The sequence below is a fragment of the Bellilinea caldifistulae genome, assembly GCF_001306055.1.
Classification (GTDB): Bacteria; Chloroflexota; Anaerolineae; order Anaerolineales; family Anaerolineaceae; genus Bellilinea; species Bellilinea caldifistulae.
In genome coordinates this window covers 54,769-78,245 of sequence record NZ_LGHJ01000008.1, presented here as the reverse complement: position 1 = coordinate 78,245, position 23,477 = coordinate 54,769, and the positions used below count along the sequence as shown (strand labels likewise).

Sequence of the window (23,477 nt, the reverse complement as noted above, 5' to 3'; positions counted from 1 at the left end):
TTATGAGCCTGGCCTTTGCGGACGACTTCCAGCGCTTCTCACGGCACTCCCATGTTCTGGGAATGACACCCGCCCCCGGAGTAAGGGGCAGCGGCCACCGCCTGCCAGGGCAGAACGTTTACACAAAGAGGCTGTTTTTCAAGGTGCAGGCTGCTCTTAAAGCAGCAAGGCCGGTGTACAACCCTCCTGGGGGAAGCACACCGGCCTACGTATAATCAACTGAACTATTCGGTTGTTCTGCGATATCCCCCTGATGGATAAAGCGAATGATTGCGAATCGCCGTCAGTAGAAAACGGCTATTCAGTCAAACGAGTCACCTTTTCGATCCGTTGCGCTGGCTCATGATGCGCCGGGCAATGACTTCGGTCGTACCGCGCGGAGCGCGCAACTCATTCGGATCCAGGTTTTCCGGAACCGGCAGCTCCGCCCCACGGGCATCCTTCAGGAAGTCCGCCAGGCTCTCTTCGTAATCCCGGCTCTGCAAGAAACCGTGCACCCGCACGTGGTAACCTTTCTCGACTACCACTGGCGCGCCCAGGTTGCCCTTGAGTACGCGGATGGTGACGAAATCAGCCGCATCCGGTACATCGTTCAGCGACTTGGAAGGCAGATCCGGATCGCGGTAGCAGGCAATGCGGAAGAGCAGGTCTTCGGCATACTTCCAGGTCTTGACGACAATCCCTTCGAGAACGACTTCGTTGATCATGGTAGCCTCCTAAAAGTGGTTAAACAAAAACGGCCGGAACGTATCTCCAGCAGGAGTGTCCCGGCCAACGTGTATGTGACTGAATTATTCGATTGCTGAGATTATAGCATTAGTTTACATAGTTTGTCAATAGTATTTACTAAAGTTTCATTATGATATTTTATCCTGATCACCTATCTGGTAAATGCTCTTATTTTAGCAAATCCGTTTTCGGTAACAACCACCTCCAGCACCACGCTTGGAAACAACCTCTCTAAATTTGCGGACACCTGCACCAGCACCGTATCCTCACTAGCATCTACCATAATACCTGTCACTACGGCATGCACACCGTATTGCGCCATGTAACTATTATTCATGCTGGCAAAGGCCTGGGCGTTGGTCCAGATGGGCGTCGGGTCTCCGTTCTGCCTAATTTTTCCGTTCCATTTCTCGAAAGAGTTGATTCCTCATCTCAAAACCCTTTCCACTTTCACATCAAAGCTTAACAGAAATTTAACCCCTGGCCCGTTATGATGATTGCAAGGTCATGTGAAGGGGTGTGGCAGGCATGCACAACCGGTAGTTTGATTGCTGCTATAATCCATTTGAGCAATGAAACTCCTGATTATCGAAGATGAAGTCGACTTTGCAAATGCACTGGCGCGTGGCCTGCGAAAACTTGGCTATGCGGTGGATCTTGCCGCGGATGGCGAGCAGGGCCTGGAGCTGGCGGAGGTCAATGAGTACGACTTGTTGATCCTGGATCTCAATTTGCCTGGCATGGATGGACTCGATATCTGCCGCCAACTGCGCACCAAACAGCCACAGCTACTTATTTTGATGTTGACAGCTCGCAGCCGGCTTGAAGATAAAGTGGCCGGTTTAGACCTGGGCGCGGATGATTATTTAATCAAGCCTTTCCATTTTGAAGAATTGGTAGCCCGCATCCGGGCATTGATGAGGCGTGATCTGCGGGTGCGGGAACCAATTTTACGCGCTGGTGAATTGAAATTAGACCCAGCCAGCCGAACAGCCTGGCAAGGGAAGCGACGTTTAGAGCTCACTCGCAAGGAACTGGCTATTCTGGAATATTTGATGCGCAATCCCGGCAAGGTCGTCAGCCAGGAGGAATTGATCGAGCACGTATGGAGTGAGGACGTAAACCTGTTCACCGCCAGTGTACGGACTCACATCCATTCGCTGCGCCGTAAACTTGGAGATACAGCTAAAAAGCCGCGCTTCATCGAAACAGTAACCGGACAGGGTTATCGCCTCCTTGTACCAGAAGAGGATCTGTCATGAGGGTGTTTTTAGGAAATACACGGCATACTCTTGCCAGGTCCTTTACGCTGCACCGGAGATTGACGCTCTGGACGGCCGGTTTGTTGTTTGCGATGGGCCTGGGGCTGATCGTGCTTATCAACAGCCTGACGGCCGCCAGGTTGCCTCGGGCGGTTAGCGTCGAGCTGCTGGCGCCGACTGAGCAGTCCTTTGAATTGGTACCCACGCGCTCTTCGCCAGCTCCTTCAGAAACTCAAACGCTCGTGCCATTTGCAGAGGTAGCGCCGGTTGCCGAACAGGTCCAGGAGATCGCCATCCGGGAAGTGCGCATCATCTCACTGATCGGGGTAGGAATTTTCACCCTGCTGGGAGCCTTGGGCGCTTATTGGATCACCCTTCAAGCATTACACCCAGTGCATAATCTTGGCGACTTGGTTCGACAAATCCGAGCCGACACGCTTCATCGGCGGCTCTCCCTGGATGGGCCGCAAGATGAGGTGAAAGAACTGGCTGATGCTTTCGATGACATGCTGGCGCGCCTGGAACGGGCTTTCGAACAACAAAGTCAATTTGTGGCCGATGCAGCCCACGAATTGCGCACCCCACTGGCAACTCTGCGCATGAACCTAGAAGTGCTCCAACAGGATTCTGAGGCTTCTCTGGCCGACTACCGACAGGCCGCTGCCGTCCAGGATCGAGCCTTAACAAGATTGGAAAGATTGGTGGAGGATCTCCTCTTGCTGACCAGTGGGGAAAAAGAGTTGCGGCTGGAACCCGTCGACCTGGGTGTCTTGATAGAGGAGACCCTGGAAGAAAACCGCCTTCTGGCGCAAAGCTGCGGGGTGACTTTACACCTAGAGTCAGTGCATGAAGAGACGCTTCTGGCCAACGGGCCTCTACTGGTTAGAGCAATAAGCAATCTGATAGAGAATGGAATCCGCTATAATCATTCTGGTGGTTCTGTTAAGGTCGCCGTCCAACGACGGGAAGGATGGATCCTGATCAGAGTTTCAGATACGGGAATCGGAATTCCTTCAGAAGAACTTCCTCACATTTTCGAGCGATTCTACCGGGTGGACAAATCACGTGACCAGCACAAGGGGGGAGCTGGACTGGGCTTATCCATCGCAGCTCATATTATACAGTTACACCGCGGTCATATTGAGGTAACAAGTACACCGGGTGTGGGCAGCATCTTTACGATCTGGCTGCCCGCAGATAAGGGCGATTTCCCCAATTCATAAACACTTAACAAAGACTTGACACCTAATTTGCTATCCTGAAATCGGTGGAGCAGCTAAATCAAATCTATTTCAGGAGGTGCAAATATGCTGCGAAAAATACTGTTAGCTATTGGGATTCTCGTCCTGGCGGGCGGCCTGATGGCATATGCGATCCATAGGGCCTCTGCTGAGAACATCGGAGCAGAGCTGGAATGTCCCCCTGGCTATGCTCAGGTTGTCAACCTCGAGCCGATCCAGACAGGAGATTCGAGCTCGACGACCAGTGACCAGAGATGTGAGCCCATCACAGAAGCGCAGGTTGAATTCCTCGAGCCCATCAAACCAGGAGATGAAGGCTGGGAAATAATGCCATACGAGCCAACTGAAAAGAGCGAAGTGGTCTTTGGCCCGTCCCAGGAATCAGTGTACCGCTGTGTGTTCTTCCTTGAGCCGATCCAACCTGGCGAACAAGAATCTAAGGAATCGGAACCGGTTTGCTCCAGCGGCCCGATTGATTCGATCAATGGTATCTCGCTTGACTCAAGCTACCTGATTGCTAAATTCTACGATAACACGAACTATGGATCTCTCCTGGTAGAGTATTACGGTCCTTCTGGTTGTTCAACCTCGATCAGTTACGGGAAGACATCACTCCCTAGCAATCTGGATAACAAATTTGCTTCAGGTAGTTCGTACTCAGGGTGCAACGTGCTCGAGGTTTTCGACTTCACCAATTACACCGGACCGACATATTCCTGTGGACCGAATTGCTCCAGTTTCTATGCTTTGAACGATCACGTGAGCTCGTGGCGAACGGGTGATTGAATTGTGTAGCTGCTCCACCACTAACGGCAAGTTTCGCCAGAAGCGACCCCAGGTGTTCTCTTCCCTATTTCTAACCACAGCCAAGCTTTGTGCCCCTATTCAGTCGTTCTCTTGTCCGAAGATTATAAACAGAGAGCAATAAGGAATTCAATGCGTAAATGCGCGAATTTTGGCAAAGCCTCTCTCTGTGACAATCACACCCGGCACCACGCTTGGAAATAGTCTTTCCAGATTCGCAGATACCTGCACCAATACCGTATCATCCTTTGCGTCCACCGTTATCCCTGTCACGACCGCATTTACCCCATACTGCGCCAGGTAGCCGTTATTCATACTGGCAAAGGCCTGGGCGTTAGCCCAGGTTTTACTGGTAGGCTGCAAGTCCCCCGTTTCCTCAAACACCCTTTGGCTTATTTCCGCAGCGGCAGCCAGGGCGGCGGCATCGGCTGCCTTGGCTATCTCCGCCCTGGCGTAGTAGTAACGGCCCAGCTCGATCCCTAAAGCCATGATCGGGATCAGGACAAAGCCAAAGAAGACTGTCCAGAAGGTCAACGAGTAAGCGCGTTTATCTTGCAGCAGCTTGAGCATCATTACCATCCCTCCTGCCGGAAGGTCGCTTCCGCCGAAACTGGAAAATTGCCGGGCAATCCGGGAACCAGGGTGCCCAGGAAGCTGGGGATTGTGCCCGAAACCCGCACGCTCAGGATACTGCCGGCCACTCCGCCTGGGGAAAGGATGGCCACGCTGGGTTCTTTGACGATTGGGTCGCTATCGATAGCGCTGCTGGCTGCGCTGGCGGCATAGCAAGCGCCGCACTGCTGCGCCACGCTACCCATGCGGGCCCCATGCCGGGCGGCTGCTTGCACCGCTTGCTGACCATACACCACCATCCCCAGGTTAACCGTCGCAAGCATGACCAGGATGGCGATCGGGAAAGTGATGGCAGCTTCCAATGTCTCAATCGCACGTTTAGAGAATAGAAATCGCATTTTCGACCTCCTGATAATCAAGTAAGGCGCTGGCAAGGGCAGAACCATACCCCACCCTTGCCAGCAGGTTGTTCATAACCGTCCAGCGACATCCTGGACGACCTGGGCGATGCGGGCGCCCAGGAGCTGGTAAGCTCCGTAAGCCACCAGCACGACCACGGCGATAATTACTGCCACTTCCGATGTTTCAATGGCTGCACGATCTCGTAAGAAACGCATGACTTGTTCACCTCCTTTCTTTGAGTTTGGTTAACCGGAATAGCTGATCATCCACAGCCAGGCGACCGTCCCCACAGCAATCGCGACGGTATAGGGAATGGTTTTCCGCCTGGCAACCAACCCTACCAGTCCCTGGACGCCGCCCACCAGGACAATCGGGATAAACAGCAATCCGTCGGCGAAGAACAACACCAAAGCAATGATGATCTTGGCGTCTGCGCCGCCGGATGCACCGATCTCCCACAGCGCCCAGACAGCAAAAACAACCAGCATGGCATACACGATGCTCGGCGACCCTGCAATGCATAGACCCAGGACTGTGGAAGCACAGGCGACCGGTATGCGCCATTTTGCCTGGGGCAGATCAGATATCAAGACCAGGAGCGCCACCAGAACCACAAGCTGCCAGCCGCCCTGGATTAATTGCCATACAGCAGCCAGGATTAGCGGCAAGACGGTCAGGAAGGCTGGCACCTGCCGAGAGCGCAGGTCGAAAATCACGCATATCGCCAGCCAGGCCAGCAGAAGCGCCCAGGCGATTATCTGGGCTGGTAAATACGATGGCAACACAACTCCTCCAGATCTGCTTCTGAGACCTTTGATGGTAGTGAATAAGTTGTTGTATCGGTGTTCGTGATGGTCATTGATGGTGTGGGGACAGGAAGAAGAACAGAGCTTAAATTGCTTCGAGACAAAAGTTCCTGCTCTGGGAAACCCTTATGCCCAGTTTGCACCTGCTCTTGCGACACCGATACACCAACCATGGATTCTGAAGCCATGAGATTTTCCGAGACATGGGTAACCGTTTTTAGCTGGAGCCACCACGGGCTCTGGATACCGATCCTGTTCATAACGGGGAATGAGACAAGCAACAGCAGGAACACTGCCAGTACCCGCCTTGGCCAACTGCTGGTGAGGATGAAATAGAGTAACAAGCCGGCAGCGATCAGTCCCAATCCGAGCCACAAAGCCGTAATGTGGCTTGGCCAGGCATTAAAATGCAAGGAGACGCCGTTATAGTCTAAGACGATGATAGCGGCTACGATGGCTGCTCTGAGAATGCGCAGATAAGGCCAGACATGCTCCTTCGTCAGCATAAACCGGCTGGCGCGATCCCACCCTCGACCCGCGCGCTGGTGCAGTCGATCAGCCACCTGAACCAGAACAGGTCCTGTTTGCAAGTTGATATGTTTCAATGTGAGCACAAACTCATCCAGATGAGGATCGATCCCGCTCAATAATGCCAGACATTCCTGGGCAGCAAGACCACTGCGCCGCCTGTGTAAGGCTTCTCGCAGCGCCTGTTGTACTTCTCCCTCTGGCAGATCCTGAACAGCCCTTGATAGCACCTCGAATAGATCATTACCCGATTCGGTATAAACGTGGATTCGGTCCATCAAAACTGTAACCGCCAGCAGATTTATTGCAATCCTCGAAGGTCGAAATTCCTCACTCAAAACCGCAGCAGCCACCAATACCAGGATAAGCCACTCTCTGGATATCCAGATCACTGCCCGGTTCGCGATGAAAATACCGATGGCTGCAGCAAGGATCTTGAGCAATATTCCAAACCGATCGTTGGTTTCCCGCAGTGCGCTCAACGACAGGACTCTGCCGGCCGCCTTATGGTGGAATATCCAGGCGCGTAGCTGCCCCACAAGCGCCCACGACTGGTGGAATAACCAGGCGGCTAAGTACGCCGCGGCTATGAAGTAGCTGATCAGGGGCAGCAGTTGCAGCTCCATTACCATACTCCCGGGATCAGCCGGTATCGCACCTGGCTGGCATAAGTGTTATAGGCATTGATGATGCGCTCTTCCCGAAGGGCGCGTGCACCCTGAATAATCATCAGCGCAAACAGTAGTGTTGCAGCAAGCAGCAGTTGAGGCGAAGAGACTACTAGGGCAGCCCGTAAGATCAGCTCTCCCAGGTACATAGGGTGGCGGATATAACGATAAGGTCCTTGAATGACCAGACCGCGGTCAGCGGGCCCAATGCCAAAGCTGCCCCCCAAGGCAAGCAAAGACCAGAGCACCAAACCGTACCCAAGTAGACCGACGATTAAGATTGGCACAGGCATCTGAGCCGGATAGAGGGTTGCCAGCGGCAGTACAGCAGCCAGTATCCCCAACCACAAGCCACGCTGATCGTAACTCTTCGCCGGTTTACGCCGGGCGTAGAGCGCTGCCAGGATGGCGTTATGCATAGCTGCCAGCCAGGCCAGGATGGTCGGCTGTTCCCAGGCAGCCAAAGCCGAAACAACCGCCGCAAAGGTGAAGAAAGCCAGCCCCAATCGGTCTTTCATCCGCTCAATCCTCGTCTCGATCTCGCTTGTTTGATGAGCTGGATGAGCCGCCGAAGTGCAGGATGGCGAGAAACCACCCCAGGGTAAGTCCCAAGGCAAAGGTGGAACCCGCAATCGCTACGGCACGCGCCGCGAAGTATTCTGTAATCGTCATTGGCATACCCTCACAATCCTTTACAACGTTGCCAATATCGGCCAGCCGATCAAAGCCAGGATGACGGCAATGAAGGGCAAGAAATAGAAAACCACCATGGGAATGACCAGCTCCGCGCCGACACGCTCGGCGCGCTGTTCCGCTCCGCCGGTATATTCTGCAGCGATGCGATTGGCCATCTGCGCCATCAGCTCTTGCTGGGCGGTTCCCAAGCGCACGAATTCCAACTGCACTGCCAGCCCGATCAAGTCAGGCATATTCGAAGCCTGGGCTTCCTTCTGCAACTGGGTGAAGATGACGCGGCCCTGAGACATCTTCAGCACGTGGCGCATCCACTGCGCAGCCAGGCTGTCCATCTGGGCGGTTCGCCGTAGAGCTTCTTCCAAAGAGACGCCAACAGCCATCTGGGCCGCCACGAGCTGGATGAATTCAGGGAGCTGCGCCTGGAAACGCCGGCGCACCCGGCGAGCGACGCCGCCCAATAGCACCACAGGCACCTGCCAACCCAACAAGGCAGCGATTACACTCGGAATCAGGTCGTCATAGACCAGCAACCCAAACACGAGCGCGCCTAAAGCCAGGGCAACCCTGAGGGAGGTAAACTGAACTTCGTCCCAGCCCTGCCACTTACCGGCAAGCTGGGCAAAATAGAGGTCTGCTTTCGTCCGCCTGAGAATCGAACCGGGAGCCCAGCGCGCTGTGGGGCGATCCAGCCAGGCCAGCCACTTCCGCCAACCGGGCAGCTCGGGATTTGCTGGCTGGTCGCTCTCGCGAAGATAGCGCGCCGCTCTACCCGAGGGAAGGCTAGGCACAAACTCGACCCATAAGACGATCAGCAAGGTTGCGGTCGCAAGTCCAAGCAGGTAAATAATCGTCATACCGCCTCCGATACAATGGAACGAATCAGCAGATAACCCAACACCATCATCCCGATTCCAGCCGAGATCACTATCTGAACGGGCAGGGAGAGGAGCGATTCCTGGATCAGCGGATCACGGGTGAGAAACAGGAAGACGATCAGCAGGACAACCGGAATGATGCGGGCGGAGAGCAATGCATCGCCAGCCTTAGCGACGGCGCGGTTGCGCGCCACCAGGATTTGCTGGATGCGCTGAGAAATCTGCTGCAGGACTTCAGCATACTTACTACCGCCGGCTTCGCTGTAACCATCCAGCAGGTAAGCCAGATTGGAGAGCGAGGTAGAAGGCGAACGAGCAGCCAGACCGCGCAGGGCTTGCTGGCGTTCTTTGCTGCGCAATTCTGCCGCGGTCAGCATGAGCTCCGCAGTCAACGGGTTGGGACCTTCTACTTCCAATGACTCGCCGGTCTTCTGCAGAACCTCGGGCACCGAACTCCCCGCCAGCAAACCGGCTGTGATCCGACCTACGGCAACTGGCAGCAAGCGATCGATTTCCCTGCCGCGGCTTTTGACCCGGTCATCCAGCCAGGCGTATGGTAAATACCCTGCGACGACGCCGATGATCAAGGCGGGCAAACCTGGCAGAAAGGGCCAAGTGATGACCCCTGCAGCCACCGCCACGGCGATAGTGAGTAGCCGGAAGGTGACTGGCTGCATGCGCACGCCGGCAGCGAGCAGCTTATAATCCAACGATCCCGGCTTCAACTCACTCAAGGAACGCGCTGTTTCGAGTGAATACAGCTCAGCAATGCGCTGGCTGGCTTCGCCACGCCGGACACGACGCGGCGCAAAGAGAACATAAACCAAAAGTCCTGCCAGAATACCTACCAGGGTTATCATCGTGTTCTCACCTCCTACAGGCTCGTCTCCGCCAGGATACGCGGGCGAAGATTGCCAACTTTTGTCCAATGCGGCTGGCTTTCTGGCGATGGGTCGTCCAGGCGATAGATTGGCTCGAATCTGATATCGCCATTTACGAGTTCCTTGGCGACATTGGCGATCACCGTCACCCGACGCACCTCATCTCGAATGCCTATCTGCACCAGCAGGTCAATCGCCTCGGCGATCAACTGCAAGGCGTCCGATGGGCTAACACCGGCATCAGCCCCCAAAACCGTTGTCAGGCGTCGCACGGCTTCGCGCGGGTTATCGGCATGGAAGGTGCAGGCACCCGAGTGCCCGGTCATCATCGCCCGAAACAGGCTCAATCCGGCGTGACCATCCCGCACTTCGCCCAGGATGAGGTAGTCCGGTGACATGCGCAGGGCGTCATCCACACCATTCGCCAGCGTATAGGGCTGGATTTCCGTGCCGAGCGCAGCCGGGCGGGCTTCGATGGTCTGCACTGTTGAACGGTCAATCCAGATCTCCTCCGGGTCTTCGATCTTGACGATGCGCCAGGCAGAGGGCAGAAAATTGCATAGCGCCGAGAGGAGGGTGGTCTTGCCAGTGCGCGTCCCACCGGTGATCAGGATGCGGTAGCCCTGTTCGATAGCCCTTCGCAGCAGATCCATCATTTCGGCGCTCATCATCTGGCGGTCCAGAATCCACCCCGGTAAAACCGGCTTCTGCTCGAACAGACGGATGTTGATGCTCGGATTGCGCCCAGGTGGGGCGATGACCGGATGCAGCGCCTTGACTCGCCCGCCGCCGGGATTGTGCGGTGTGGCGGGAAGCTTGGCGTTGACCGTGGGATTGGCTTCATTCAGGCTCTTGTTTTGCGGACCCAGGATGCGATCCAGTACCCGGTTGATCTCGCCGGGATCAGGTTTCAACTCGGGCAGCGTCTCCCAACGGACGGAGTTCTTCTTCATCACTTGCACCAGCCCGCTGGAGTAGATGCAGATTTCTGACAGGTCGGTTCGGGCTGGCGGTAACAGCAGATCCAGAAAACCCAGACCCATCAGGCGCCGGCCTAATTCAGCCGCCAGGGCGCTGTCGGTCTGGTAGCCGGAATAAGTGTTGTTGCGTCGGAAAGACACCCCTACCAGGGCATTGATACGTTCTTGAATACGCTGCCGGTCAGCGTCGGAGGGCGATCGCAAGGTTTCCACCGGGAACTCCCGGTTGATCTGGTCAATCACTTCGTTAGCAACCACTTCTCTCAAGGCTTCATCGACCGGGCGACTGGCGCTCTGGCTGAGGTCATACAGACCTGCCAATCCCTTTCCATTGCCGTTACCATCGTTGAACATGCCAGCTACTCCTCAGTGGATTATGTGAACCGGAAACGAGGGATGCGCAGCTTGCTTTTATGACCACGCCCATTGCGGTTATCCAGGATCGATGTGACTGCGCCGGGGAAAAGGAAATCTGCCAGGTTATGGATGCCTTTAGCCAGTTCCTCGACGCGTGTGACCGCCGGCACTTGCTGGTCCTGCGCGTGGATGATCGCCGGGGTGTAGGGAATCACAGCCACCACCGGAGGCGCCCAGCCGTAACCATTCACCAACTCATCATAAAAACCTCGTACCGAGATCATCGAGTTATCCGTAACCTGGTTGAGCACCAGGCAGATTGATTCGCGTGGGATGCGGTGCTCGCCAATCAGGCGCTCCAGAAGCAAGATCAGTGTGTGGCGGGCAGCGACCATATCCGCTAAAGTGCAGCGGGTGACAATTACGGCGGTGTTGGCAGCTGCTATCCCCTGCATGCTCCAGGGTTGTTCGCCTGCTGGAAGGTCGAGCAGCACCGCGGCATAATTACGCGTCCAGGAGGCCATCACCAGGGAGTAGATGCTGTCGGCTTCTGACTTGTGAGAGATCGAGTATTCAGCCGCCTTCTGATAATCGACCGAGTTCTCAGGAGCCAGGAGCACGTCCATCCCCTCGCGAGATTGGATCGACGCCCCAAAGCCATCTCCTGGGCGGGCAAAATACTCCATGGCGCTGGGGACGTAGCGCATTTTGAAGTGCGGGGCAGCGGTTGGGGGTAAATCAAAAGACATCAGCAAAGAACGTACATTCATGCGCACGCTCAATTCATAAGCCAGGCTTTCGGCGATGGTTGAACGACCCGTTCCGCCGGTAGCTGAGACAAACGCGACAACACGCGTGCCAATGATTGCACCAGCTGAGCGCGACAGATAGGCCTGCTGCATCGGCGCGGTGGCGGCGGCTTTGGCGCGCTCGGTGATCACAGCTGCGTAACCGGCTTGGGCGATCTCACCCCAATTTACAGGGGCAATGTAGACCCCACGAACAATGGCAGCATTCTCGAACTGCGCTCGCAACTCTCGGATTGCGGGCGGCAAGATCAGAATGGCAACGCCGCGCCACACCTGTATTTCCGCCAGCACCTGGATCAGCGCATCGGGACCCGGTGCAACTTCTACCTGCACCACAACCAGGTCGGGGCGCATCTGGCTCAGGCTTTGCTCAAAGTTGCTCCACTGCGTGGCGTGTGTGCTGATCACGAAACGTGTGTCCGAGAGAAATGGCGGCTGCATCTGGTAAAAGACCGTCTCATGTCCCGGTCCAGCCAGCATCACGGTCACCTTTTGCTCGGCAATCGGCATTTTGTCCATGACTTTACTTGCCTCCACGATCTTCATTCATGGCATCGTACAGATCTGCCAGGTTGAGGGTCAGGATGTCGGGCGCCTGAAAACCTTCGGCTGACTCCAGGGTCAGGTACAGGCTGCCGTACTTGCTCAAGGCGACGATCAGCGTGGTGGGGTTGACCGGCAATCCGGGTACGATCTCGATTGGGGTAGCGGGGACATCCAGGACGATCACGTTGCCTTCCTGGGCTGCTGATACGGTGCGGGCGCTGGCGAATAGCTGCTCCTGGGTGGAACCGCCAGGCAACTCCTCATAGCGGAACGATTGCGGCACCATCAGCACTTTCAAGCCGCTGATCGCAATGCGCGCCAACGGAGCCATGGGTGGGGCAGGAGTCGGGGTAGGCGTGGGGGTTGGGGTGGGCAACCCGGCAACGACTGCTTCTGAAGTTGGCTGCGCCAGGAAAGATGAGTTAACCGGTATCGGGGCAGATACGACGCTCTGCAGTACATCCGGGGAGAGCATTCCAATCAAGGTAACCGTCTGACCTTCCCGCAGCAGACCGGCGATCCCGGTAGCCAGATCCACCTTTACCGCCACAGCCAGGTGATCGGCTGGCAAGTTAGCCGGGATGCCAGCCTGGGCGGTTTCGCCCAGGGCGGAGGCGACGATGTAGTCACCTGGTGCACGACCCACTGCAAGCACCTTATCCTGCAGGTCTTCGATTCTCTCGAAGGCGTCTCTCGGCCGGGCTTGCGCCGGGATGGTGCGCAGCTCGAGCAGATCTGCCGTCAGGCGGGTTCCGGGGGCAATGGCTACCCTGGCCACCACGACAGTAGTCGGCCGGATCACGCCGTTGAGAAGCACGATCACCATCAAGCCGATGACCACGGCTAAAATGATTGCAATCCAGGGGGAACGTCGTTTTTCCATTTGAGAAACCTCCTTGTGGATATTTGTCTAATAAGGCCCGAGCCTCGCCAGGATTTCCTGGTCGGATGGCTCGCTGCCAGGCACCATCAACGGACTCACCAGCATCGGCTCCAACTCGGCCACATCCTCGCTGTAACCCAGCTTTGCGATGGACATGCGCTTTGGGATGCGCGCCAGGTAGCGCTTGTATTCAGTGTTGACCACGCCCTTCTCGCTGCGCCCGATGTGCGCCATGATCAAGTCTCGGTCGTGGGGAAATTTGGTCTGGAAGAAAAAGCCATTGTTGCAGGAAGATAAAATACCTGCAGGCAAGGCGCTGACCGTCTGGGCGATTAAATGCAGGAAGATCTGGTATTTACGGCCATCTCTCCAGAAAGTCTGGAATACTTCGCTGACTTGCTCAGCACTGCCGGCGGAAACGTTCTGATCTGCGGCTGCACCGCTCACGCCGGTCAGGACTTTGTTGGCTTCCTCGAAGAAGATCTGCATGGGTGGAAATTTCGCTCCAGCCAGGCTTTCTCGCCGGCGGACGACACTATCGAAATACAGTACGCTGGAGAGCAACGCCAACAACGCAGCCTTGGGGTATTCATCCATCTCCGCGCCGCCCTCAACGATCAACAATCCCCAGGGATCCTCTGCCGGTCCCAGCAATCCCAAATCTTCTACCGGAACGCTTTCTGCACCGGCACCGTACTGCCAGGCCATCTGCCCTTCGGCGAACTGCTCCACACGCAGCAAGACGCCTTCCAAACTGGCTCGGCTGGCCTGGTCACCCTTGGGCAGCATAGCGTAGAAGTTCTTCAGTCGTTCCACCCACATGCGCACGTCGGCTCGCTGGCTGCGCCAGACTGCCAGGTTCTGCAACTCCCCTGGGTGCAAATCAGAGATGGAGTGCCCGACAGAAACCGATCCTGAGATTCGGTTGTGGTCACGCCACTCCTGGATGACAGCCACTTCCACGCTGTCCTGTAAATGCCCCCAGGTCTGGTGGTTGATCACTTCTGGGTCGGTGGTCAGGATGCCCAAATTGGTGTAGACCTGGGTGAGAGCGCGGCGCAGGAAGCCTAGCTGACGGGGTCCCATACGCCCGGCGTTGGCGAAAAGCTCGCTGACCAGCGTGCGGTAGCGCCCTGGGTACAGGCGCCGCGGGACTTTCAATATGTTCCAGCGCAGTGGACGCGGCGCGCCAGGATAGAGCTGGCGGATATCTACGCGTCCATCCAGCCCGGACCAGTTCAAAGCCCGCCGCCAGCCCTGACCAAAATCCAGCACCACGCTGCGGAAGTGCCATTGACGCGTGGTTTCATAGGCGAGCCTTTCAGCGGCGACGCTCTTGCCAAAGCCGGTATCCCCGCAGAAAGCGGTATGGAAGTGGCGGTCAAAACTCAGGCGCAGCGGCGTGTGGGTCAACTGCCCGGTCTCGCTGCTCCACTGCCAGCCGATGATCACATCGCCAGCCATACCCGGGCGGAAGGCAAAATCAGGCGTGGATTCTTGGACCGTCAGCGCAGTGCCCTGCTCGAACATCCCGGGAGCGGTGTAGGCCGCCAATTGCAACATGGTCAGCAGGGTGGAGTCCATGTAACCACTGAGCACTTCCGGGATCGTCTCAACCCGGGTCGATGGGGTAAATGCACGAGCATGCAGACTGATGTAATCGCTCTCTTCGAGGGTTAAATCCCGTGTCTGCACACCGGTAATCACATCTTCCGTCCCGTGAAATGATTCAGGAATCAAGCCCATCAAAGCCTGCTTACCCTGCTCGGTGCGCGCCATGGCGTAGACATCGGTGTAGTACGCCCCTTCTTTGCTGGCCAGATTCAGTAAATTTTGCTGCTGGCGCAAGATCTGGGTCACCAGGATAGCCGGATCGAACTGCCATTGATAGCTGTTCGAGGCAGAGAGAGACGGGGCAATACCCACCGTCAGTCCAGCCGATACCCCTCTGCCCAGCGCTTGACCTGCAGTTTGGGATTGCATCTGGCTGTCGGCTGAGCTTTTGGTATCGGCTTGCCCGGCGGTATCCGCCTGGCTGACCGTGTCCGACTGGGAACGTGTGTGGCTGCCAAAGACACCGTTCGACTCTGCATGGGTGATCGTCAAGACTTCACTGACCACGGTACCCTGGCTGACGGTATCCGCCTGGCTTTCCGTTTCAGCATGGCTCTCTGTCTCAGAATGGCCTTGCATGTCGCTCTCTGAAACCATACTGGAGACGCCATCCGCCGACCCCCAGCCGACATTGCCGCCGATGCCTACCCCGGCTGGTTGGATGCCGCCGCGCAACCCCCAGTTGAAGCTGTCCACATGGCTGCTGCCGGAACCGCGGCTGCTGACGTGACCGCTGCTCTCCGTAACTGCCGTCCCTTCGGTGACGGCCCGGCCTTCGGTGTGCGATTGTCCCTGAGAATGGGCGATACCAAATGAATGCGACTCTGCGTCTGTTTCGACATGCGACCAGCCTTGCGTCTCGGCAAAACCCTGGGTGTGAGCCTGACCTTCGGTATGCGCCTGGCTGTCGGTGTGCGCCTGGCCCTCACTGTGAGCTTCGCCCTGGCTGGTGCTGTATCCCTGGGTGGCTGACTGCGCCATCAATCCAGAGAGCAACGCTGGCAGGCTGACGCCAAATGAAACGCCGCGCACGCCGCTTTGCCAGGCAGCCCATGTGGATGTGTTCTCTGCCAGGCCGGTGAGCATCTCGGTGATATCCGCCAGCTGCACCGGCGAGGTGAGCACCAGGAACAGGAATTCTTCTTTCAGATCGCTCATGCCGCGAAACAGGATTTCGTTTTGCTGCAGGGTATATTGCTGGGCGGTCGGACCGGCATCGGTAAGGGGGTTATGCAGCAACCCGCTTCCTCCACCGCGAGCGTTCTCACGCGGATCTGTGTGGCCGACGGTGACCAGCACGTGTTTCATATCGTTGAAACTCAGGAAAATCCATTCAGCCAGGCGGACATTCAAGGGGTCGAGGCGGATCTGGCGATAAGTACCGCTCATAGCGGCTTTCAGCGCCGCCAGGCTGCGCTTTGACCGGGCGCAAGCTTCATCCAGGGTTTCGGCAAAAGCCGAGACGCCGTAGCACTGGATAATCCCAACCGGAGCCTGTTGGTGGTTGAAGATGCCGGCTGCCAGATAAAGAAAACTAACCTGTGACCCGTACAATCCGCGCAAGACGGTGCGCATCTTCTGCAGCAGCCCAGGGTCAGAGCGGGCTTCCAGGGGCAAGAAACTCAACTGCAACAGGCGAACAACCCGAAAACCGGCATACTCTCGCCCACCCTCGATCTCTCGCAGCCGGTACCAGAGATAGTCCAACTCGTCTTGCCCATCGATAAAGCACACACCGGATTTTTCCACCTGCAGGTCAGCGGGAATTGCTGGCGTACCGTTGCGAGGCGGATGAAGCCAACTGGACCAGTTTGGCAGCCAGTCGCTGACTTTCTTGATAGAGTGGAGAAATGATCGATCGTTCATGTCCTTAGCTGGCAATCTTTGGATTATGGGTTCACATCTGGGGGTGAACACCCACAGATATCAAGCCACAATCCAATCTGGAGGAAGTTCAGGCGTACCCATGCCACGCCTGATCGTGTCCAGTTATTGCTCATTCCTTTGCCCGCATGGGAGGTTTGGAAGTTCGTCTGCCGCCGAAGAAGTTGATCGTGACCGCAGGCCGCCGTGTCTCTTCCATATGCTGGAAGAAACGCTGAACGCTGGTCATGGTCTTCACAGCCGTGAAAATGCCCATCGCCAGTGCCAGAATAGCAGCCACAGCCATGATGCCGATCACCACCGGTAGAGCCAGTCTTCCAATCGTGTAAGGGTCCATAAAATCCTCCATGTAAGTACAAAAAGCCAACGTGTGGGGATTGGTTTCCAACGTTCGACTTCCTGGCCGACGTTGGTGTTGCCTTTGACAGCCCGAAGGCCGCGCAGAGCAACACATCCTGGGAGCGGAAATGGTTTATGAGGGATTAGGATCTCCGTTCCTGGCATGTGGCGCTCTGCAGGTAAGGGCGGGTCTACCTGTAGATGTGGTGACGAGATTGCCATGAGCAGACCCGCCCCTACTGTCAACGCGAATCCCGTACTCGCAAGGCGCGCAGCATATCCTGCGCGCCGGCCAGTGGGTTGACCATGGACATTGGATTGATAAAGATCTGTTGAACCAACATCGAAAAATAACCGAGAGGCACGATAAGCCATAATGCCCAAAGCAGAATGGTGGTCACGTTGCTGCGAGTGTTGGCAATCACCACCGCGGCGCTCTCGGAAGAACCGATCAGTGCCGCCCACTGCTCCGGGGTCAGGCCGGCGGTGTATCCCAGGTAAATGCGGCTGCCGATGACCGCCAGAGCATACATGGCGATGCCAGCCTTGACGTACCACAACAGGTTGAAACGCTGGGCGGATAAGGCTAAAATGGCTGCCAATCCTGCCACCCACATGGCTGCGCCAATCCAGGGCACCGGCGCTCCCATATCCCACTGGGCGATGATCCAGGCTGCCAGCACCATGCCCGTCATCACCTGGGCAGTGCGCGGCATCTTCCCACCCGAGTCACCGGAGGAACCGCGCTCGCTGCGACGCGGGCGAAAACCGGCGCGCTGCTGGATTTCAGCATCAGGCAGCCATGCCATCAGCAAGGCGCATAGCAGGCTGGTCAGGGCAGGCATATGGGCAGCCAGCCAATACAGGATGACCAGTACGCCGTTAGCCAAATACACCGGCAGATCGGTCAGCAATAAACTAATGCGGTCCAGCTCGTTCATGGAGCGCCTGCCGGAAGCAACGTGACCAGGGTGACGTAAACCTGCATGGCGTCCTCAGTAAAGAGCACCCTGGGCTGTGTGATGGGAATGGACACACCGTTCCAGTTGAAGAACGTTCCAGCGGTGTACACCCACATTCTCAGGTTGAAAGTGCCTGGATCGGCAAAGGGCACATTGAGCACCTGGGTTTCGGCTGTGCAGACGCCATCCCCGCCGCAGCTGCTGCTCATCTGAGCCATCTCCGGAACCAGGTTGAAGCGCGGCTGGTGGATGTAGGCTTCGTAATACTTGCTGGTCAGGTCGTTCAAAATCCAGTAGCGGCTTTCTGGGCTGAGCTGGGCATTGGCCTGAACCTCGGTTATTGCCTCGGGCAAGATTTCCACGTGCTCGATGCAGTGGATCTCGCCATCGACAACCTCATAACCGGGATTGTTCTCCATCGACGGGTCCCAGTTGTCCTCATAGCGGCTCCCAGGACCGGGGCAACCCCCGCCGTTGCCGGAACTGGTGGACTCACAGGTGGGTGGATCATGGATTTGCTCGTACCAGGTGAAGATGACAGGAGGAATACTCGCCTGAGCCTGGATGTCTGCGCCGCGTTTTTCTGGATCCTGGCCGACCACCAATGGGTTTTCCGGAGCAACCTTGTGGATCGTCAGGGTGACAGGCGCCTGGGTGATGGTTGGCGCGGGGCAGATGGGCGTCTCGGGCAGGCAATTGCCATCCGAGCAATCTGCCAGCAAACCGGCGCAGCCGCCGGGAATGCTTTCGCAATCGGCAACGCCGTTCAGGTAGAGCAATAAGGCGTTGACGAGAAAACCGCTATCGAAGGACATGATCATGATTTCGAAAAAGAAATTGCGGTTGATAATCGACCAGATGTCCTCCCGACCGTCGATCACCGCCTGGAAGAATTCCGCCGGATCGGTATAACCCTGCGAGACCAGTTGGGCGAGCTGATCCGATGTCATGGATGGCCCAACCAGCATCGCCAGGATCGAAGCGCCATTACCCAGCATGCTTTCGGCGTCCGTCAAGCCGCTCTCCACCGGATGCAAAGCCATGAAGAAGAGCGTGGCAGGCGAGGGCAGCACGACGATATTGCCAGTGGGGGTCTGGTAGCGATGATAAGTGGCGTCCAGATCGATCACCAGACCGCCTGGCAGCGTGATATCCATCCAATCCGCCGGCTCGGATACCGTCCCGAGGTCGGTCAATTGGTCCCAGGCAATCGAGCCATCCGGGTTGAGGAAATCACCCCAGGGTGAGTCGCCTTCATCCGCCTGGGCAGCCTGAGTAGGCACAACCAGAGCGGCAAGGAAAGAAATCAGGAGGAGAAAACGGATGGTCTTCACGGCTGGCCTCCGTCTGTCGAAAATGCCTGGAGCTCTTCATCGGTCAGGAAGCGCTCGAACTTCCAGGATCCATTTTCTTTGATCACCAGAACCAGGGCGGGAAAATCCGTGATCGGTTCTTTCTGCATCGGCCAGGGGGACGAGAGTTGAATATTCAAGCGCCAGACCTGCATGGGGGCATGATCGCGGGTGCTGGCAACCTGCTCCTGGACTTTCTGCTGGGCGGAGACTTCCACGGTGGTGACGGTCTTTCCCTCTTCCAGCTGGCTCCACAAGTTGGGGACGATGACGTTCTGGTAGACGATACAACCGGTTTGGGTGCTCACCGAGCAGAGTTGGTCCAGCCAGTGCTGTTGACCGGTTGTGTAGTCCACGGTGTAAAAGGCTTTGGTGCCGGCAAGGGCAGCATCTCTGGCAGCGGCATCCTCGGCTTCCGATGGATCAACCGATGGAGAAACAGTTGTGACAGACTCGCCAGCCTGCGCCAGTGAGCCGCCGTAGAGCTGCGGCGCGAACCAGATCGCCGCTGCGACCAGACCGATCAAAACCAGGCTGAGGATAATATAGCGCTTTGGAATGACGATTTCGCTCACGATGACACCTCCAGTTTTACCAGGAAACAAAAAACGCCACCGCTGCATCCGCTCCCAAGCGAATGCCACGTGTGGCGCATTGGTCGACCAACGATGACCAGACGAACTGCTTCAGTCGTTCTGGCTTTGCCATCCCGCACGAGGGCAGAAGGGCAAACGTTTCGAAAACTGGCCTATTTGGTTGTGATTATTAGTTTACACGATTTCGCGATTTTGTCAACCCTTGTTTTGGTTAAGTGTTGTTGTTCAGCGATATTGACACTCCTTGACTGTTCAGGGAAAATGTCACCCCATGGAAAACAAGGTGACATTGACGATGAAAGAACAGCACAAATTGAAGATGGTGATCGACTATGAAGCCGGAAAAATACGAGCCCAACAGGCAGCCGAAGTGCTTGGCATCTCAAAGCGGCAGTTTCGCCGGTTAGTGGCAGCATATCGTCAGCGAGGGATAGCTGCCCTGGAGCACGGGAACCGTGGCAGAAGCCCTGCCAACCGCATCTCAGAGGTGATGAGGCAGGAGATCCTCCGGTTGGCAAAGGAGACCTACCGGGACTACAACGACTGCCACTTCACCGAAGAGCTGGCTGAACAGGCCGAGCCGATCGTGGTATCGCGCTCAACGTTGCGGCGCATCCGACGGGCAGCTGGGCAAGGCAGCCCCCGGAAGCGGCGAGCTCCCGAGTATCGCAGTCGCCGAGAGCGCTACCCGCAGGCGGGGATGATGCTGCAAACTGACGGCAGTCGCCACGATTGGTTGGAAGGGCGTGGTCCGTGGTTAACCCTGGTGGCCATGATCGATGATGCCGACAACGAAGTGCCCTGGGCAGTCTTTCGGGAAGAAGAAGATGCGGCTGGCTACTTCCTGGTGCTGGAGCAGGTTTGCAGAAGCAAAGGGATTCCCCAGTCGATCTACGCCGATCAGCATACCATCTTTCAGAGCCCTAGCCAGCCAAGCATCGAGCAAGAGCTGTACGGCGGGCTGCCGCGCACCCAGTTTGGGCGCTTGGTGGACGAATTGGGCATCCAATTGATCGCTGCCCGCAGCCCACAGGCCAAAGGGCGTGTCGAACGCCTGTGGGGCACCCTCCAGGATCGGCTGGTCAAGGAATTACGCAAGGCGGGAGCTAACGACCTGGAGAGTGCCAACCGGGTCCTGGCAGCTTACCTGCCCAAGTTCAATGCCCGCTTTCAGATCGAAGCAGCTCAACCGGGCTCGGCTTATCTGCCCTGGCCACCCGATCGTGATCCAGCCGACTACTTCTGCTTCAAGTACCCCCGCACCGTGACTAACGATAATACCATCCCTTTCAACAAGTATCGCCTCCAGATCCCGCCCGGACCCCACCGCAAGAGCTACGCTAAAGCCAGGGTCGAGCTGCACCACGCCATGGATGGCAGTCTGGCCGTTTTCTACCAGGGACAGCACCTAATCACCTTTCAGCCTGCCACCTCCGCTCCCCCTCGGGTCGGTCAATTTCACCCAGCTACCCTCGCACCACCACCTGATATGCCACAAGCCACTACCCTGCCCAAACAACCCAGACAACCCTGGAAACCCCCTGCTGACCACCCTTGGAAGCAGTATGGCAAATCGTTGAAAGGCAATAAATTGGGATGACAAACTACCATGAAAAAAGACGAGCTGACCGGATTACTCCTGATCTTCTCGCCTTTCTTTTGGGGTGCTGTAGATTATACTTACACTCACCCATTGGTCAAGGTGACATTTTCCCTTACCACTTAGGGTGTCATTTTCCCTGAACAATGACACCCTTGTTTTGGTTAAGGTTTGCTAACACCAGGCAGGGATGGCGGTTTCAGGTTGCACTCGGGCATGACCGTGGGCAGGTGCTGGGTGACCCAGGCTTCCCAGGAGACGTCCTCCACCAGCCGCCACCAGGTATCTGGCGCGTCGGTCCAGCCGATATCCCTGGGGATCGACGGATCGGGCTGGGTGTGCCCGGCGAGATAACTCTCCGGGTAGATGCCGATGTAGGTGTACAAAGCCGGGTAAAGCGGCACTGCGATCGCAAAGCTGGTGAAGTGCATCTGCTGGCATTTTACCGGCAACTCACGGATGGCGCCGATCCGGTCGCGCATGAACTGCCAGTAGGTCATCCCGTTCGCGCTGGCAAGCTGCATGGGCTGAGAGCCTCGGTACGCCACGAAGGCGACGAGAACTAATCCGGCGATCAGGACGAGCGCCAGGAGCAGGCGGATCAAGATTCCAAGGGCGGAAAACAACGAGCGGATCATCGATAACTCTAAAAATCAATTCTACAACCAATTCTCAATAATTTTTGTCCAATTTAACACGGTTAAAATTACCAGACTGGTTCAAACCCTCCTTAAGCCGTTACCCCGGTTTAAACCAGGTGTGTTCCGGGTTTATACCAGGGGGTTTGAACCAACCATGATTCAGACAAAAATGACCTATCCGTCCTGCTCCCAAGCTTCAGAGACTTCAATCAAAGCCAAATTCTTTCAAACGGCTCTTTTGCCCGGTTTCCTGCTTGCGCCGAATGGTTTTTTGGTTAAAATTCATTCATAATCACCAGTTTGACCGCGGAGCTGACTTGACAGTGTGCTTTAAATCCTCTAATAGCTGGAGGTGTTGTATAAAACGGCTTAGCTCAACTCGGATTGATGTGGCGGCAAGTTGATTTGGGCTTCGGCATTGGCACTGACCGCCACATCAATTATTAATTTGTTAGCCGCCTTCCACCGATGCCAACCAGATTATGATAATGAACATTGACATAGTTGCCACACACATAGCGTATGCTGACGAATCCTACTACACCAAAGAACGGTATCGTAGTATCGCAGTTGTTACCTTTGCGGCTGAAAATCATGACAAGATCAAACAAACATTTCGCGAATGCATCGAAAGTTCAGAAATAAGAGAATTCAAATGGGCTAAACTTCGACAAGCACGCGAGCGTTTTGCTGCCTTCAAAATCATTGATGTTGCTATAAGGTTGGCTGTCTGCAATCATCTACGGATAGATGTGTTGATATGGGATACGCAAGATAGCCGTCACCAGATCCGCGGCAGAGATGACATAGCGAACATTGAGAGAATGTACTACCATCTCTTCAAGAATGTATTGCAGCATAGATGGCCTTCTGAAAGCAGGTGGTATCTTTTCCCTGATCAGAATTCAGCCCTAGATTGGGCAAGTGTTCAGGATTATCTAGATAGTGCAGGCCTTACGATAAGCATAAACACCGATCTATTTGGTCAACAACCCTTTAGTATTCGCCTCTTACATGAATTTCAGATTTTGCAAATTCGCGAAGTCGTATCAGCAAAAGAGCCCATTTGCCAAGTGGCGGATCTTTTTGCAGGTATCGGAGCGTATTCGTACTTAACACACTCAAGATATATGTCTTGGTTACCTACTGAGCAGGGGCAATTAACCTTTGAATTCGGCTCAAACACAAATGTTAGCCTTAGTAACAGCGAGCGCGAAAGATTTTGTGTTATCAAATACCTCAATGAGCGTTGCAAGAATCACAGGCTTCGCGTAGGGCTGACATCATCGCGTGGGTTCAAAACATATGACCCGCGGTTCCCAGTGAATTTTTGGCTTTATGAGGCTCAGCGCTCCAACGATAAGGCTCCAGTTAAAGAGCACAGCGGCTAACCCGCGCTTTGAGCCGACAGCGACTTCAGCGCTGCGGCTCGAGCGTAAATCGTTAGCC

The 23,477-nt window shown here is 55.9% G+C and carries 25 protein-coding genes; 5 read left to right on the top strand and 20 right to left on the bottom strand.

What is annotated here, in order from left to right; genetic code table 11:
- Positions 1-314 precede the first annotated feature (314 nt).
- Positions 315-707, bottom strand: coding sequence for a hypothetical protein (locus AC812_RS02705; RefSeq protein ID WP_061914351.1), 393 nt, complete (start codon positions 705-707; stop codon positions 315-317).
- A gap of 173 nt (positions 708-880) precedes the next feature.
- Positions 881-1,066, bottom strand: a complete 186-nt coding sequence (locus AC812_RS17435) for a hypothetical protein (RefSeq protein ID WP_145962521.1) — start codon at positions 1,064-1,066, stop codon at positions 881-883.
- A gap of 235 nt (positions 1,067-1,301) precedes the next feature.
- Between AC812_RS17435 and AC812_RS02700 the strand changes: the two genes are divergently transcribed.
- The 3 genes from AC812_RS02700 (at position 1,302) to AC812_RS02690 (ending at position 4,018) form a co-directional block, all read left to right on the top strand.
- Positions 1,302-1,991 carry a response regulator transcription factor gene (locus AC812_RS02700; RefSeq protein ID WP_061914349.1) on the top strand — a complete coding sequence of 230 codons (690 nt, stop codon included), beginning with the start codon at positions 1,302-1,304 and terminating at the stop codon, positions 1,989-1,991.
- Positions 1,988-3,214, top strand: a complete 1,227-nt coding sequence (locus AC812_RS02695; protein ID WP_082148969.1) for a sensor histidine kinase — start codon at positions 1,988-1,990, stop codon at positions 3,212-3,214. The genes AC812_RS02700 and AC812_RS02695 overlap by 4 nt, the downstream gene beginning before the upstream one ends.
- Positions 3,215-3,298: 84 nt before the next feature.
- Positions 3,299-4,018, top strand: a complete 720-nt coding sequence (locus AC812_RS02690) for a hypothetical protein (protein ID WP_061914345.1) — start codon at positions 3,299-3,301, stop codon at positions 4,016-4,018.
- Between the two features lie 147 nt (positions 4,019-4,165).
- On the opposite strand, the gene AC812_RS02685 is transcribed toward AC812_RS02690, so the two are convergent.
- The 17 genes from AC812_RS02685 to AC812_RS02615 all read right to left on the bottom strand — a co-directional run bounded on the left by AC812_RS02685 (position 4,166) and on the right by AC812_RS02615 (position 19,766).
- Positions 4,166-4,609, bottom strand: coding sequence for a pilus assembly protein TadG-related protein (locus AC812_RS02685; protein WP_061914343.1), 444 nt, complete (start codon positions 4,607-4,609; stop codon positions 4,166-4,168).
- Positions 4,609-5,007 (bottom strand): TadE/TadG family type IV pilus assembly protein, encoded by a 399-nt coding sequence (locus tag AC812_RS02680; RefSeq protein WP_061914341.1) that lies wholly within the window; start codon positions 5,005-5,007, stop codon positions 4,609-4,611. The genes AC812_RS02685 and AC812_RS02680 overlap by 1 nt, the downstream gene beginning before the upstream one ends.
- A 72-nt stretch (positions 5,008-5,079) precedes the next feature.
- The gene (locus tag AC812_RS17430) at positions 5,080-5,226 is read right to left on the bottom strand and encodes a hypothetical protein (RefSeq protein ID WP_157235391.1); all 147 of its coding nucleotides are present in this window, start codon (positions 5,224-5,226) and stop codon (positions 5,080-5,082) included.
- Positions 5,227-5,256: 30 nt separating this feature from the next.
- Positions 5,257-5,793: a hypothetical protein gene (locus tag AC812_RS02675; RefSeq protein WP_061914339.1), complete on the bottom strand. Its 537-nt coding sequence runs from the start codon at positions 5,791-5,793 to the stop codon at positions 5,257-5,259.
- Positions 5,766-6,971, bottom strand: a complete 1,206-nt coding sequence (locus AC812_RS02670; RefSeq protein ID WP_061914337.1) for a hypothetical protein — start codon at positions 6,969-6,971, stop codon at positions 5,766-5,768. Before AC812_RS02670 ends, AC812_RS02675 begins: the two co-directional genes overlap by 28 nt.
- Positions 6,971-7,531, bottom strand: a complete 561-nt coding sequence (locus AC812_RS02665; RefSeq protein ID WP_061914335.1) for a methyltransferase family protein — start codon at positions 7,529-7,531, stop codon at positions 6,971-6,973. The genes AC812_RS02670 and AC812_RS02665 overlap by 1 nt, the downstream gene beginning before the upstream one ends.
- A 4-nt stretch (positions 7,532-7,535) precedes the next feature.
- On the bottom strand, positions 7,536-7,691 hold the full coding sequence (locus AC812_RS17425) for a hypothetical protein (protein ID WP_157235386.1): 156 nt from the start codon (positions 7,689-7,691) through the stop codon (positions 7,536-7,538).
- A gap of 14 nt (positions 7,692-7,705) precedes the next feature.
- A complete protein-coding gene (locus AC812_RS02660; RefSeq protein ID WP_145962520.1) occupies positions 7,706-8,497 on the bottom strand; it encodes a hypothetical protein in 792 nt (263 codons plus the stop codon).
- Positions 8,498-8,559: 62 nt separating this feature from the next.
- A complete protein-coding gene (locus AC812_RS02655; protein ID WP_061914331.1) occupies positions 8,560-9,444 on the bottom strand; it encodes a type II secretion system F family protein in 885 nt (294 codons plus the stop codon).
- Positions 9,445-9,458: 14 nt separating this feature from the next.
- On the bottom strand, positions 9,459-10,799 hold the full coding sequence (locus tag AC812_RS02650) for an ATPase, T2SS/T4P/T4SS family (protein WP_061914329.1): 1,341 nt from the start codon (positions 10,797-10,799) through the stop codon (positions 9,459-9,461).
- Between the two features lie 20 nt (positions 10,800-10,819).
- A complete protein-coding gene (locus AC812_RS02645) occupies positions 10,820-12,157 on the bottom strand; it encodes a CpaE/TadZ family protein (protein WP_145962519.1) in 1,338 nt (445 codons plus the stop codon).
- The gene (gene cpaB, locus AC812_RS02640) at positions 12,135-13,040 is read right to left on the bottom strand and encodes a Flp pilus assembly protein CpaB (protein WP_061914325.1); all 906 of its coding nucleotides are present in this window, start codon (positions 13,038-13,040) and stop codon (positions 12,135-12,137) included. The genes AC812_RS02645 and cpaB overlap by 23 nt, the downstream gene beginning before the upstream one ends.
- A 27-nt stretch (positions 13,041-13,067) precedes the next feature.
- Positions 13,068-16,520 carry a serine-rich protein gene (locus tag AC812_RS02635; protein ID WP_061914323.1) on the bottom strand — a complete coding sequence of 1,151 codons (3,453 nt, stop codon included), beginning with the start codon at positions 16,518-16,520 and terminating at the stop codon, positions 13,068-13,070.
- A gap of 130 nt (positions 16,521-16,650) precedes the next feature.
- On the bottom strand, positions 16,651-16,875 hold the full coding sequence (locus AC812_RS02630) for a hypothetical protein (RefSeq protein WP_061914321.1): 225 nt from the start codon (positions 16,873-16,875) through the stop codon (positions 16,651-16,653).
- A 244-nt stretch (positions 16,876-17,119) separates the two neighbouring features.
- On the bottom strand, positions 17,120-17,818 hold the full coding sequence (locus AC812_RS02625; RefSeq protein ID WP_061914319.1) for a hypothetical protein: 699 nt from the start codon (positions 17,816-17,818) through the stop codon (positions 17,120-17,122).
- A complete protein-coding gene (locus tag AC812_RS02620) occupies positions 17,815-19,173 on the bottom strand; it encodes a hypothetical protein (RefSeq protein ID WP_061914317.1) in 1,359 nt (452 codons plus the stop codon). Before AC812_RS02620 ends, AC812_RS02625 begins: the two co-directional genes overlap by 4 nt.
- Positions 19,170-19,766 carry a hypothetical protein gene (locus AC812_RS02615; protein ID WP_114676088.1) on the bottom strand — a complete coding sequence of 199 codons (597 nt, stop codon included), beginning with the start codon at positions 19,764-19,766 and terminating at the stop codon, positions 19,170-19,172. Before AC812_RS02615 ends, AC812_RS02620 begins: the two co-directional genes overlap by 4 nt.
- A gap of 292 nt (positions 19,767-20,058) precedes the next feature.
- On the opposite strand from AC812_RS02615, the gene AC812_RS02610 reads away from it, so the two are divergent.
- On the top strand, positions 20,059-21,387 hold the full coding sequence (locus AC812_RS02610) for an ISNCY family transposase (RefSeq protein ID WP_061914313.1): 1,329 nt from the start codon (positions 20,059-20,061) through the stop codon (positions 21,385-21,387).
- A gap of 164 nt (positions 21,388-21,551) precedes the next feature.
- Here the strand turns inward: AC812_RS02610 and AC812_RS02605 are convergent, their stop codons facing one another.
- Complete coding sequence (locus tag AC812_RS02605) at positions 21,552-22,025, bottom strand: hypothetical protein (protein WP_061914311.1); 474 nt, start codon at positions 22,023-22,025, stop codon at positions 21,552-21,554.
- A 491-nt stretch (positions 22,026-22,516) separates the two neighbouring features.
- On the opposite strand from AC812_RS02605, the gene AC812_RS02600 reads away from it, so the two are divergent.
- A complete protein-coding gene (locus tag AC812_RS02600) occupies positions 22,517-23,419 on the top strand; it encodes a hypothetical protein (RefSeq protein WP_061914309.1) in 903 nt (300 codons plus the stop codon).
- Positions 23,420-23,477: the final 58 nt, after the last annotated feature.